The 12,286-nt window shown below is 74.1% G+C and carries 11 protein-coding genes and 1 pseudogene; 5 read left to right on the forward strand and 7 right to left on the reverse strand.

The genetic code is table 11. From position 1 onward, the window contains the following. Positions 1-8: 8 nt before the first annotated feature. A pseudogene (locus ENKNEFLB_RS12680) lies at positions 9-1,063 on the forward strand (AbrB family transcriptional regulator). A 164-nt stretch (positions 1,064-1,227) separates the two neighbouring features. Here ENKNEFLB_RS12680 and ENKNEFLB_RS12690 read toward each other — a convergent pair. Beyond that, positions 1,228-2,517, reverse strand: coding sequence for an MFS transporter (locus ENKNEFLB_RS12690; protein WP_246535516.1), 1,290 nt, complete (start codon positions 2,515-2,517; stop codon positions 1,228-1,230). 40 nt (positions 2,518-2,557) lie between these two features. Beyond that, positions 2,558-4,684 carry an excinuclease ABC subunit UvrB gene (gene uvrB / locus ENKNEFLB_RS12695; RefSeq protein WP_214055760.1) on the reverse strand — a complete coding sequence of 709 codons (2,127 nt, stop codon included), beginning with the start codon at positions 4,682-4,684 and terminating at the stop codon, positions 2,558-2,560. Between the two features lie 49 nt (positions 4,685-4,733). Between uvrB and ENKNEFLB_RS12700 the strand changes: the two genes are divergently transcribed. Beyond that, on the forward strand, positions 4,734-5,996 hold the full coding sequence (locus ENKNEFLB_RS12700) for a phospholipase D-like domain-containing protein (RefSeq protein ID WP_246535517.1): 1,263 nt from the start codon (positions 4,734-4,736) through the stop codon (positions 5,994-5,996). 27 nt (positions 5,997-6,023) lie between these two features. On the opposite strand, the gene ENKNEFLB_RS12705 is transcribed toward ENKNEFLB_RS12700, so the two are convergent. The 5 genes from ENKNEFLB_RS12705 to ENKNEFLB_RS12720 all read right to left on the reverse strand — a co-directional run bounded on the left by ENKNEFLB_RS12705 (position 6,024) and on the right by ENKNEFLB_RS12720 (position 9,344). Further along, positions 6,024-6,776 (reverse strand): hypothetical protein, encoded by a 753-nt coding sequence (locus tag ENKNEFLB_RS12705; RefSeq protein ID WP_214055762.1) that lies wholly within the window; start codon positions 6,774-6,776, stop codon positions 6,024-6,026. Then, complete coding sequence (locus ENKNEFLB_RS12710; RefSeq protein WP_214055763.1) at positions 6,773-7,435, reverse strand: class F sortase; 663 nt, start codon at positions 7,433-7,435, stop codon at positions 6,773-6,775. The genes ENKNEFLB_RS12705 and ENKNEFLB_RS12710 overlap by 4 nt, the downstream gene beginning before the upstream one ends. 32 nt (positions 7,436-7,467) lie before the next feature. Beyond that, positions 7,468-8,235: a DUF4397 domain-containing protein gene (locus ENKNEFLB_RS12715; RefSeq protein WP_214055764.1), complete on the reverse strand. Its 768-nt coding sequence runs from the start codon at positions 8,233-8,235 to the stop codon at positions 7,468-7,470. Between the two features lie 162 nt (positions 8,236-8,397). Further along, positions 8,398-8,646: a DNA glycosylase family protein gene (locus ENKNEFLB_RS22600; RefSeq protein WP_246535518.1), complete on the reverse strand. Its 249-nt coding sequence runs from the start codon at positions 8,644-8,646 to the stop codon at positions 8,398-8,400. Beyond that, the gene (locus ENKNEFLB_RS12720; protein WP_246535519.1) at positions 8,565-9,344 is read right to left on the reverse strand and encodes a DNA-3-methyladenine glycosylase family protein; all 780 of its coding nucleotides are present in this window, start codon (positions 9,342-9,344) and stop codon (positions 8,565-8,567) included. The genes ENKNEFLB_RS22600 and ENKNEFLB_RS12720 overlap by 82 nt, the downstream gene beginning before the upstream one ends. Before the next feature lie 79 nt (positions 9,345-9,423). Here ENKNEFLB_RS12720 and ENKNEFLB_RS12725 point away from each other — a divergent pair, with 79 nt between their 5' ends. The 3 genes from ENKNEFLB_RS12725 (at position 9,424) to ENKNEFLB_RS12735 (ending at position 12,285) form a co-directional block, all read left to right on the forward strand. After that, positions 9,424-10,932, forward strand: coding sequence for an ATP-dependent DNA ligase (locus tag ENKNEFLB_RS12725; protein ID WP_214055765.1), 1,509 nt, complete (start codon positions 9,424-9,426; stop codon positions 10,930-10,932). A gap of 106 nt (positions 10,933-11,038) precedes the next feature. Continuing rightward, complete coding sequence (locus tag ENKNEFLB_RS12730) at positions 11,039-11,524, forward strand: hypothetical protein (protein WP_214055766.1); 486 nt, start codon at positions 11,039-11,041, stop codon at positions 11,522-11,524. A gap of 50 nt (positions 11,525-11,574) precedes the next feature. Then, positions 11,575-12,285, forward strand: coding sequence for a TetR/AcrR family transcriptional regulator (locus ENKNEFLB_RS12735; RefSeq protein ID WP_214055767.1), 711 nt, complete (start codon positions 11,575-11,577; stop codon positions 12,283-12,285). The last annotated feature ends 1 nt before the right edge of the window (position 12,286 follow it).

Here is a 12,286-nt window from a genome sequence, read left to right on the forward strand (position 1 = left end):
CGTGGTCGATGTCGACGACCCCGCGCTCCCCGCTGCGGTCGGTCGTTCTCGTCCTCGCGGTCACCGTGGTGCTGAGCGCCGCGCTCACGGCGGTGCAGGTGCCCTCGCCGGTCCTCTTCGCGGCCGTGATCGGCGGGATGGCGCACGCGCTGACCTCGCCGACACCCCTCGCCCTGCCGGGGTGGGGCGTCGTGGTGGCGCAGGGCCTGATCGGCATCACCGTCGGCGCGCTCGTCGACCTCGCGACCCTGCAGCGTCTCGGCACCGAGGCCGTCCCGGTGGTGCTGGTCGTCGTGGGCACGCTGGCCCTCAGCATCGGCGCGGGCCGGGTGCTGGCCCTGCGCCGGGACGTCTCCCCCACCACCGGCGTGTTCAGCCTGGTCGCCGGCGGGGCGTCCGGCGTGGTCGCGGTCGCGCGGGACCTCGGGGCGGACGACCGGGTGGTGACGGTCGTGCAGTACCTGCGCGTCCTGGTCGTGCTGCTGACGATGCCCGTCGTCACCGCGCTGGTCTTCCACCCGCCCTCCGGCGACGGCACGCCCGGGGAGGCCGGCGCCGGCCTCCCCGCCGACCTCGCCTTCGTCGCGACCAGCCTCGTCCTCGGGCTGCTGGTGGCCCGGCTGGTGCCGGTCAGCACGATGAGCCTGCTGGGGCCGCTGCTGGTGTCCTCCGTGCTCGCGGCCGGCGGTTGGCTCGGACCGGTCTCGGTGCCGACCGCGCTGGAGTGGCTGGCCTTCGCCCTGATCGGGGTCCAGGTCGGGCTGCGGTTCACCCGCGCCAGCCTGGTCAGCATCGCCCGGATGCTGCCGGCCGTGCTGGCGCTGATCGCGGTCGTCGTGGTCGGCACCGCCGGGCTCGGGGTGGTCCTCACCTGGCTCACCCCGGCCGACCCGCTCACGGCCTACCTGCCACCACGCCGGGCGGGCTCTTCGCGGTGCTGGCGATCGCCGCCGACAGCGGCGCCGACGCCACCTACGTGATGGCCGTGCAGCTGCTCCGGCTGCTGGTCATCCTGGCGATCCTGCCGCTGCTGGCCCGCTGGCTCCGCCGCGCTAGCGACTGACCGGGCCGGATCGTCCGCCCCGGACCGCCGAGATGTCGCTTGCGGACAGCCGAGATGACGCTCGCGGCGCCTCGAGGTGACGATTCCGGACAGGGCTGCGGTCGATGGGTGGATCGCGTGCACCCGGTGCGTGCGATCCACACGTCGACGAGGCGGGCGCCCGGTCAGCGCAGGTGAGCGTAGAGCGCGTCGCGGTCGATCACGCGCCGGGCCTTGGCGCGGTAGCGCAGGATCTGGGTCAGCCCGACCGCCCACAGGACGTACTGGGTGCTCATCGCCCACCGGAACGCCTCCGGCGTGTACGCCGTGCTCGGCCCCGGGGTGCGCCAGTCGAGCACGAGCCCGATCGCCACGACCAGCAGCAGGCTGGCCAGGAAGCCGCCGACGTTGATCATCCCGGTGGCGCTGGCGAGCCGGTCGGCCGGGTTGGAGGTGCGGCCGAGGTCGAAGCCGACCATCGACCCGGGACCGCCGATGCCGGCCACGACGACCAGCACCACCAGCATCCACAGCGGCGCCTCGCCCGGCCAGAGCAGGACGACGGTCCACACCGCAACGATGCTCACCACGATGCTGATCACCAGCGTCGAGCGGTGCCACGGGTGGCGGCCGACCATCCAGCCGACCAGCGGACCGGCCGCGGCAAGGGCCAGCACCATCACGGTCAGCAGGGTGCCGGCCTCGGTGGGCGTACGCCCCTCGCCGCGCACCAGGAACGGGTAGCCCCACAGCAGCGCCAGCATCGTGGAGCTGAACTGGGTGGTGAAGTGGACCCAGAAGCCGAGCCGGGTGCCCGGGTGCGCCCAGGACGCCGCGAGGCTGGCGCGCACCGCCGAGAGCGACAGCGCCGCCCCGCTCAGGCTGCGCTGGGCCGGGCTGTCGCGCAGCACGACCAGGCCGACCACCCCGAGCACGAGACCCAACGAGGCCGTCGCGAGGTACGCGGTGGTCCACCCGACGGTGCTCAGCGCCCAGGTCATCGGCAGCGCGGCACCGATCGCGCCGAGCTGGCCGAGCGGTCCGGTGAGCTGCGTGACCAGCGGGATCCGCCGGGGCGAGAACCAGCTGGCCACCAGCCGCAGCACGCACACGAAGGTGAGGGCGTCGCCCATCCCGACGAAGAACCGCGCCAGCAGCGCGAGCCCGTAGGTGTCGGCCAGCCCGAAGGCGGCCTGCGCGGCCGAGAGCAGCAGGACGCCGGACAGCAGCACCCGGCGCGGGCCGAACCGGTCCACCAGGAGACCGGTCGGGATCTGCATGCCGGCGTAGACCAGCAGCTGGAGCATCGTGAACGTCGCGAGCTGGGCGGCCGAGATGCCGAACCGCTCGGTGGCGTCGAGGCCGGCCACGGCCAGGGAGCTGCGGTGGAAGACCGCCAGCAGGTAGATCAGCAGCCCCACGGTCCAGACCGCGAGGGCGGCCCGCAGCGGCGGTGCGGCGACGGGTGCGGGCACGGTCCGCCCGCTCACCGCCCGCTCGCTCGGTCGCCGCGGCTCACTTGGTCGCCTCCATCATCTGGCGGAGCTCCTTCTTGAGGTCCGAGATCTCGTCGCGCATCCGCGCGGCGACCTCGAACTGCAGCTCGGCGGCCGCGCCCCGCATCTGCTCGGTGAGGTCCTGGATCAGCTGGGCCAGGTCGGCGCTCGGCATGCCGGCGAGGTCCTTGGCCTGTCGTCCCGACGCCTCGGCCGACAGCGCCGGCACCGGCTGCTTCGCCTTGACCCCACCGGCGCGGCCCTTCGCGGCGGTCCCGGCCCAGGTCGCCAGCAGCGCCTCGGTGTCCTCGCCCTCGCGGGACAGCATCTCGGTGATGTCGGCGATCTTCTTGCGCAGCGGCTGCGGGTCGACCCCGGCCTCGGTGTTGTACGCGATCTGCTTGTCGCGACGCCGGTTGGTCTCGTCGATCGCCTTCTCCATGGAGGGCGTGATCTTGTCGGCGTACATGTGGACCTGGCCCGACACGTTGCGAGCCGCGCGACCGATGGTCTGGATCAGCGACTTGTCCGAGCGCAGGAAGCCCTCCTTGTCGGCGTCCAGGATCGACACCAGCGACACCTCGGGCAGGTCGAGGCCCTCGCGCAGCAGGTTGATGCCGACCAGGACGTCGTACTCGCCCATCCGCAGCTCGCGGAGCAGCTCGATGCGGCGCAGGGTGTCCACCTCGGAGTGCAGGTAGCGGGTGCGCAGCCCGGCGTCGAGGAGGTAGTCGGTGAGGTCCTCCGACATCTTCTTGGTCAGCGTCGTGACCAGGACCCGCTCGTCCTTCTCGGTGCGGGTGCGGATCTCGTGGATCAGGTCGTCGATCTGGCCCTTGGTCGGCTTGATCACGACCTCGGGGTCGATCAGGCCGGTCGGTCGGATGATCTGCTCGACGGTGTCGCCCTGGACCTTGTCGAGCTCGTAGTCGCCCGGGGTGGCCGAGAGGTAGATGGTCTGCCCGATCCGCTCCAGGAACTCCTCCCAGCGCAGCGGCCGGTTGTCCATGGCGCTGGGCAGCCGGAAGCCGTGGTCGACCAGGTTGCGCTTGCGCGACATGTCGCCCTCGTACATCCCGCCGATCTGCGGGACCGCGACGTGCGACTCGTCGACCACCAGGAGGTAGTCCTCGGGGAAGTAGTCCAGCAGGCAGTTCGGCGCCGAGCCGCGGCTGCGCCCGTCCATGTGCATCGAGTAGTTCTCGATGCCCGCGCACGACCCGACCTGCCGCATCATCTCGATGTCGTACGTCGTGCGCATCCGCAGCCGCTGCGCCTCGAGCAGCTTGCCCTGCCGCTCGAAGACGGCCAGCTGCTCCTCGAGCTCGGCCTCGATCCCGGCGACCGCGCGCTCCATCCGCTCCGGCCCGGCGACGTAGTGCGTGGCCGGGAAGACGTACAGCTCCTGGTCCTCGGTGAGCACCTCGCCGGTCACGGCGTGCAGGCTCATCAGCCGCTCGATCTCGTCGCCGAAGAACTCGATCCGCACCGCGTGCTCCTCGTAGACCGGGAAGATCTCGAGGGTGTCGCCGCGGACCCGGAAGGTGCCGCGGGTGAAGCTCATGTCGTTGCGCGTGTACTGGATCTCGACCAGCTGGCGCAGGATCGAGTCGCGGTCGCGCTCCTCGCCCACCCGCAGCCGCAGCATCCGGTCGACGTACTCCTGCGGGGTGCCCAGGCCGTAGATGCACGACACGGTGGAGACCACGATCACGTCGCGCCGGGTCAGCAGCGAGTTGGTCGCCGAGTGGCGCAGCCGCTCGACCTCCTCGTTGATGGAGGAGTCCTTCTCGATGTAGGTGTCGGTCTGGGGGACGTAGGCCTCGGGCTGGTAGTAGTCGTAGTACGAGACGAAGTACTCGACCGCGTTGTCCGGGAACAGCTGGCGCAGCTCGTTGGCGAACTGCGCGGCGAGGGTCTTGTTGGGCTGCAGGACCAGCAGGGGACGCTGCACCTGCTCGGCCACCCACGCCACGGTGGCCGTCTTGCCGGTGCCGGTGGCGCCGAGGAGGACGACGTCCTCGACGCCGCCCTGGATCCGCTTGGTGATCTCGGTGATGGCCGCCGGCTGGTCACCGGCGGGCTGGTAGTCGGAGACGACCTGGAACGGCGCGACACGGCGCTCGAGATCGGTGACGGGACGCATGGGTCGAGCCTACGTCCGCGCGCCGACACCCCTCGACTACGTTGGGCCGGTGAGGTCGAGCAGGGTCCGGCTGACGGGCCGGGCGGTACGCGTGCTGCGGCGCACGCTGCTGACCGTCTTCGGCGTGCAGGTGGCCCTCGCGCTGACCATGTCGCTGGTCGACTCCTACCGCCGGCGCGGCAAGCGGCCCCAGCCGTTCCCGACCACCGCGCCGCGCACGGTGACCGTCGGCGACAGCGAGGTGACGACGTACACCTTCGGGCGCGACCTCTACGACGACATGATCGCCGCGATCGAGGGCGCCCGCCGCCAGGTCCTGTTCGAGACCTACATCTGGAAGGGCGACGCCACCGGCGAGCGGTTCAAGCAGGCCCTGTCGGACGCGTCGGCCCGCGGGGTCGACGTCTACGTCATCTACGACGGCTTCGCCAACCTGGTCGTCTCCCCCGTCTTCAAGCACTTCCCGGCGTCGATGAAGGTGCTGCGCTACCCCGTCTACTCCGCCGGGTGGCGCTTCTTCGACCTCAAGCGCTACGGCCGCGACCACCGCAAGATCCTCGTCGTCGACGACGACATCGGCTTCGTCGGCGGCTACAACATCGGCTCGGCCTACGAGACAGAGTGGCGCGACACCCACGTGCGCGTGGTCGGCCCCGGCGTGCACGACCTGGAGCGTGCGTTCGCGGACTTCTGGAACCTGCACCGCCGTCGCCGGCTGCGCCACAGCGAGCGGCCCCTGCTGCTCGAGACCGCGGCCACGTGGGAGCCCCGGATCCGCGTGCACCGCAACGTCCCGCGGCTGTGGCTGTTCCCGATCCGCGGCATGTACCTCGAGGTGATCGCCCGCGCCTCGACCCGGATCTGGATCACCCAGGCCTACTTCCTGCCCGACCAGGACTTCGTCGACGCCCTCAAGAACGCCGCCCGCCGCGGGGTGGACGTCCGCCTCCTGCTGCCCCTGAAGTCGAACCACATCGTGGCCGACTGGATCTCGCGCGGGTACTTCTCCCAGCTGCTCGACGCCGGCGTCCGGGTGTTCCGGTTCCGGGAGGCCATGGTGCACGCCAAGACGGCCACGGTCGACGGGGCCTGGAGCACCGTGGGCACCGCCAACATCGACCGGCTGAGCCTCTCGGGGAACTACGAGGTCAACCTCGAGGTGATCGACGCCGGGCTGGCCGAGACGCTGGAGGAGGTCTTCGCCCTCGACGAGTCGCACTCGCTGGAGCTGACCCAGGGCGAGTGGGAGGCCCGGGACCTGCACCGACGCTTCACCGAGGCGTTCCTGCGCCCGCTGCGCGCCCTGCTCTGAGACCGACCGCACCGGGCGGTCCGGCCCTCAGTCGAGGCTGACGCCGGCGTCCGGGTTCCGTCTCTGCGCCCGGCCGAGGTCGACCTGGGCGACGACCTTGGCGTCGAGCTGGCGCGGGGTGAAGTTGACCGCCCAGCCGCCCTCACGCGCTGCGCCGCAGACGACCTGACCCGTCAGGGTCCGCGGGTCGGGCAGGCAGGCGAGCGACTCGATCCTCCGGCCCCCGACCTGCACGCGGGTGGCGCCCTGCTCGCCCACGTAGTCGACGTCGGCGTAGACGGCGTCCACGAAGGCCCGGCCCGCCACGGTCCCCTCGGCGTTCGTGACGCCCTCGAGGGTGTAGGTGAGCGCGACCAGCAGCGAGGAGCGCAGCAGCGGCACCGGCACCGGGTCCGTGCCGATCTGCGGCTCCTCGGGCAGCCGCACCCGCCCCAGGCTGGTCTGCACCTGCAGGTCGGTGACCGACGGCGGGCCGTCCACCTGCAGCGTCGGGTAGGCCGCGACCGTCACCTCGTCGACGCCCTCGGCGGGGCGCAGCCAGTGCGTGACGTCCACCGAGCCGTCCGGCTGGACGACGGCGTCGACGTAGGCGCCGGGACCGGGCAGCCGGACCGGCGCGGACAGCGGGGCGGCAGCGACCAGCTCGGGCTCGTCCGCGGCCGGCGCGGCCTCGTCGTCGCGCCCGCGGAGCAGCACCACCAGCGCGACGACGAGCGCCAGCGCCACCACCGCGACGACCGTGGTGCTGGGACCGGACCGCGAGTCCCCCGACGCGCTCATTGCGCACCTCGCCCGGGCAGCGCGGTCACGACGGCCAGGTTCTGGTACCCGCCCTCGTCGGGCAGGAACGGCGGCGCGCAGGTGACCAGGGTGACCCGGGCCGGGCCGTCCGCCGAGAGGATCCGGGGGTGGGAGCCGAGGTCGTCGAGCGGCACGAACCGGCGCGACGTCACGGCGTACGAGGTGGTGCGACCGCCCGCACGTACCTCCACCTCGTCACCCCGCTCGACCGTCAGCAGTCGGGCCGACGGGCCGAGCCCCTCGTCCTCGGAGTCGACGTGCCCGGCCAGGAGCACGGAGCCGAACGGGTCGCCGACCCGGGCGCTGCCCTCCCACCATCCCAGGAGGTCGACGTCGGAGGGCACGTCGAGCAGGCCGTCCTCGCGGGTGCCGACCGGCACCACCTCGAGCCGGTCGGTGCCGGGGAGGCGTACGGCCGTGGGCACCCGCGCCGTCACCGAGCCCGCCCGGGTGGCCGGCGAGGCCTTCACCTGACGCTGCTCGGGCTCGTCGGGCCGGGCCGCCGCGTCCTCGGCCCCGGTGTCGGACGAGGACCCGCCGTCACCGGCCGGCGCGCACCCGCCCACCACCAGCGCCAGGAGGACCGCCGGGACCGTCGGGTGCAGGACGGTCCACGGACGCGTCCTCGAGGCGGGCACCGGGCTGCGGGGTGGTCGCGGGATCGGTCGGGTCAGCGTCCGCCGACGACCGCGGTCAGCAGGTCGCGGGCGAGGCCGGCCGAGGACCCGGTCTCGATCCGGCTGGGAGCGACGCTGCCGTCGGAGGCGAGGGCCGCGGAGTGGGACACCGCGCGCATGGAGTTGTCCTGGGGCGCGCCCACCGCGTAGACCATGGTGACGGTCTCGGCCGGGAGGTCGACGTCGATCGGGCCGAGGAACGCGCCGCGGTCGGAGCCGCTGGGCAGCAGCGCCACCTCGTGCCCGCCCGAGGGGACGTCGGCCTCGGCGTACTCGCCGTTGGCGATGTTGGTGAAGACCGCCTCGCCGTCGACGTGCACGTCGGCCGGCGGTGCGGTCGCGGTGTGGGCGAGCACCACCCGGGCCTTGTCGGGGCCGATCGGGGCGTCGGGCACGGCGTAGGTGCTGACCACGGGGTCCCCGCCGCGGGCGGCCGGGAGGTGGAGGACGACGTCGGTGGCCGCGCCGGAGGCCACCCGCACGTCGACGTCGATGCTCCAGTCGTCGTTGCTCAGGGTGAGCTCCTGCGCGCCGGCGGGCAGCTCCCACGGGCCGACCACGTCACCGGTCGCGACGCCCTGCTCGACCTGGCGGCCGTCGATCTCGACGGCGATCTCGGTGCCGGGCACGGCCTGCACGAGGAAGAGCTCACCGTCGGGCTTCGCGGCGCTGGCCGGGGCGCCGGGCGCGGCGCCCAGCAGGGCCGTGGCGAGGACCGCGGCGGTGCCGGTCGTGGCGATGGTGGTGCGTCGTCGCTGCATGTCGTCGGTCCCCCAGGCGGCCGGATCCCGACCGCGGGAGCTGCGGTCGGGTGAGCGTGGCCGGTCAGGTGGTGCGCCTCACACCACGCCCCCACGTCGGCCCCGACGATAACAGCGGCGGCCGACACCCCGGCCGCCGTCGGCCTTCTTGCCCAGAATGGGCTAGGGGCGGGTGGTCCGTGAGGGCAGGTGCGTGCGTGGGGCCATCCGGGCGCCGTGCCGCGGCCGGTGCAGCCGCGAGGCCGCGAGCAGGGCCACCACGCGACCTCGCTGGGGCCGCCACGGCTCGAGGTAGGCCCGCATCTCGTCGTCGTCGAACGGCTCCCCGGTCAGCGCCCACCCGACGTCCTTGGCGACGTGGTAGTCGCCGAAGGAGACCGCGTCGGGGTCGCCGAAGGTCCGCTGGCGCACCTCGGCACTGGTCCACACCCCGATCCCGGGCAGGGAGCGGAGCCGCCGCTCGGCCTCCTCGGGGCGAGGGCCACCAGCCGCTCGAGGGTGTCGGCGACGCGGGCCGCCGTGACCACGACCCGGGAGCGGGCCGGGTCCACGTGCATCCGCAGCCACTCCCAGGACGGGACCGCCCGCAGCCGCTCGGGCGTCGGCTGCACCCACAGGTCCAGCGCGGGCCCCGGGCCGGGCGCGGGCTCGCCGAAACGGCGCACCAGCATCCGGAACCCGGCGAACGCCTCCTGGCCGGTCACCTTCTGCTCGATGACCGCCGGCACCAGCGCCTCGAGCAGCAGGCCCGTGCGCCCCAGCCGCAGGTGCGGGTGACGTCGGAGCGCGTCGGCCAGGACCGGGTGTCGCGGCTCGAACCCGGACCAGTCGTCGGAGGCGCCCAGGAGGTCCGGGACGGAGCCGAGCACCCAGTCGGCGCCCGGCCCCCAGGCCGCGGCACGCACCTCGGTGCCGCCGGCCCGCGGCTCCAGGGCGAGCGTCGCGGGCCCCTCGGGCGTACGGATGCCGCGCCAGTGCCGCCCGGCGCCGTCCACCCGGTACGTCGGGTCGCCGCCGCCCCGCCGGTGCAGGCCCAGCACCTGGCGCAGGGAGCAGGGCGTCGCGGAGCGGTGGACCAGCGTGCGGGCCCCACCCGTCTCCTCGTGCACGTCCCGACGCTAGCCGAGGGCGCCGACACGACCCGGGCAGGTGGGCGCGGCTGTCGGCGGCAGCGGCCAGACTCGGGCCATGCTGCTCACCGAGGTCGTCACCACGTCGTCCGCCGTGGCGGCCACCCGCTCGCGCAAGGCCAAGGTCGCCGCGCTGGCCCCGGTGCTCGCCCGGGCGCAGGCGGAGGGCGGCACCGACCTGACCACGGTCGTCGCCTACCTCGGCGGCACGCTGACCCAGCGGCGGACCGGCCTCGGCTGGCGAGGGCTCGGGGCCCTGCCCGAACCGGCCGCGGAGTCGTCGCTGACCGTCACCGAGGTGGACGGGGCCTTCGAGGACCTCGCCGCGCTGGCGGGCTCCGGCTCGCAGGCCGCCCGCGCCGACGCGGTCGCGGCGCTGTTCGGTCGCGCGACCGCCGAGGAGCAGGCCTGGCTCCAGGGCGTGGTCACCGGGGCCGTGCGCCAGGGTGCCCTGGACGCGCTGGTCCAGGAGGCGCTCGCGGTCGCCGCCGAGGTGCCGCTGACCGCCGTGCGCCGCGCCGCGATGCTGGCCGGATCCACCCGGGACGTGGCCGCGCTGGCGTTCGCCGGGGAGCAGGCGCTGGCCGGTGTCGGGCTGGAGGTCGGCCGCCCCGTCCTGCCGATGCTCGCCGGCACCGCCCCCGACGTCACCGCCGCCCTCGCCAAGGCCGGAGGCGGGGAGGTCGCGGTCGACACCAAGCTCGACGGCATCCGGATCCAGGTGCACCGCGACGGCGACGACGTGCTGATCACCACCCGCACCCTCGACGACATCACCGCCCGGCTGCCGGAGGTGGTCGCGGTGGTCCGGGCGCTGCCGGCGACCCGCCTGGTGCTGGACGGCGAGGCGCTGGCCGTGGGGGACGACGGCCGGCCCCGTCCCTTCCAGGAGACGGCCTCGCGCACCGCCCAGGCCTCCGGGGTGCAGGTGACGCCGTACTTCTTCGACGTGCTCCACCACGACGGCCGCGACCTGCTCGGCGCGCCCGGCCACGAGCGGGCCGCCCTCCTGGAGTCCCTCGTCCCGGAGCGGCACCGCGTGGGCAGGGTGGTCACCGACGACCCGGTCACCGCCAAGGACTTCATGGACGCCGCCGTCGCCTCCGGCCACGAGGGCGTGGTGGTCAAGAACCTGGGGGCCACCTACGAGGCCGGCCGCCGCGGGTCCGGGTGGGTCAAGGTCAAGCCCCGGCACACGCTCGACCTGGTCGTGCTGGCCGTCGAGTGGGGCTTGGGGCGCCGCGAGGGCTGGTTGTCGAACCTGCACCTCGGGGCCGCCGACGGCGAGGGCGGGCTGGTCATGCTCGGCAAGACCTTCAAGGGGATGACCGACGAGATGCTCGCCTGGCAGACCGAGCGGTTCCTCGGCCTCGAGACCGGCCGCTCGGGCCACACCGTGCAGGTGCGGCCCGAGCAGGTGGTGGAGATCGCCTACGACGGCGTCCAGCGCTCCACCCGCTACCCCGGCGGCGTCGCCCTCCGCTTCGCCCGCGTGCTGCGCTACCGCGACGACAAGCCGGTCGGCGAGATCGACACCGTCGAGACGGTGCGCGCGGGACTCGGCTGACGGTCCGCAGGCCGCCCGGCGTCCACAGCACGGGCCCACGAGCGGCCGTCCACACCCCCGCACCCACACCCTCCCCCGCCCGCCCCGACCGGGCGACGGTGGAGCCATGGCCCTCGCAGCGATCGAGCACCCGACCCCCGTCCACCTGCTGGCCGACGCCGTCGACCTCCTCCAGGCCACCGCCCGGGTGCGGCCTCGGCCGACCGACCCGGCGACGGTGCGGTGCCTACGCGCGCTGCTGCGGGACCTCCTCGTCGCGGCGGGCGAGCTGGAGGACGTCCTGGCGGCCGCCTCGCCCACCCCCCTGGCCGTCGTGCCGGTCACCGACGCCGGCGAGGGCCGTCCCGTCCGGCCGGGGTCGCTGCAGGTGGTCCCGGCTGGTGCCGAGGTACGGGTGCGGGGCCGGGGGCCGACCGTGGAGGGCGACCTGGTCCGCGCCGCGCTGCACCACCGCGCCGGTGCCACGGGCGGCCCGGCGCAGGAGCACCTCGGCGCGCTGCTCTGGTCGGCGCTGGTGGCGCTGTCCCGCGACGGGCTCGACCCGCCGACCGCGCTGCCCACGCCGCTGGGGGTGGTCGGCCGCACCGGCTGACGCCACGCCGGTGTTGCAACACCCAGTTGCACGAGCCGTACACTCCGCCCATGAGCACGAGCGGGCCCACCGACGGCCGTCGCCGGGCGGCGGTCGCCCGTCGCCGCGCACGCGAGACCGAGATCATCGCCGCGACCCGTCGACTCTTCGACGAGCGCGGGACCGGCGACGCGCAGATCGAGGACGTCGCGCGGGCCGTCGGGATCAACCGGGCGATCGTCTACCGGCACTTCACCGGCAAGGAGGAGCTCTTCGCGCTGACCCTGGTCAGCTACCTCGACGAGATGCGCGAGGCGCTGGCGGCGGCGTCGGCCACGGACGCACCCGCCCCGGAGCGGTTGCGCGCGCTCGTCTCCGCCTTCGTCGGGTACGGCGTGGCCCACCCGGCCTTCGTCGACTGCGCGCAGGCGTTGATGCGCCGTCAGGGAGCCGACCTGCTCGACGAGATCAGCGAGGGGGCGTTGTTCCGGCTCGGTCGCTCGATCTCGTCCTGCCTGGCCACGCTGTCGACGGTCCTCGAGGACGGCGACCGCGACGGCGTCTTCCGCGTGGAGGACCCGACGCTCCTGGCGAACATGCTCTACGCCAGCGGGCTCGGGGCGCTGCAGCTGGCGCGCGTCGGCATCCTGGTCAAGGAGGCCGCACCCGGCATCCCGACCGTCGGCCAGGTCTCGGCCGAGCAGGTGCGCGACTACCTCGTCGGCTCCGCACTGGCCCTGGTCACGCGCCCGGACGCCGCGCCGGCACCGCCCGCCCCCTGAG

Source organism: Nocardioides aquaticus, from assembly GCF_018459925.1.
GTDB lineage: Bacteria > Actinomycetota > Actinomycetes > Propionibacteriales > Nocardioidaceae > Nocardioides > Nocardioides aquaticus.

Excerpts from the sequence above, each read along its gene's own strand:
- ENKNEFLB_RS12715 (WP_214055764.1), bottom strand. The coding sequence starts at position 8,235 with ATGCAGCGACGACGCACCACCATCGCCACGACCGGCACCGCCGCGGTC.
- ENKNEFLB_RS12730 (WP_214055766.1), top strand. The coding sequence starts at position 11,039 with ATGGCCCTCGCAGCGATCGAGCACCCGACCCCCGTCCACCTGCTGGCC.
- uvrB (WP_214055760.1), bottom strand. The coding sequence starts at position 4,684 with ATGCGTCCCGTCACCGATCTCGAGCGCCGTGTCGCGCCGTTCCAGGTC.
- ENKNEFLB_RS12725 (WP_214055765.1), top strand. The coding sequence starts at position 9,424 with ATGCTGCTCACCGAGGTCGTCACCACGTCGTCCGCCGTGGCGGCCACC.
- ENKNEFLB_RS12735 (WP_214055767.1), top strand. The coding sequence starts at position 11,575 with ATGAGCACGAGCGGGCCCACCGACGGCCGTCGCCGGGCGGCGGTCGCC.
- ENKNEFLB_RS12705 (WP_214055762.1), bottom strand. The coding sequence starts at position 6,776 with ATGAGCGCGTCGGGGGACTCGCGGTCCGGTCCCAGCACCACGGTCGTC.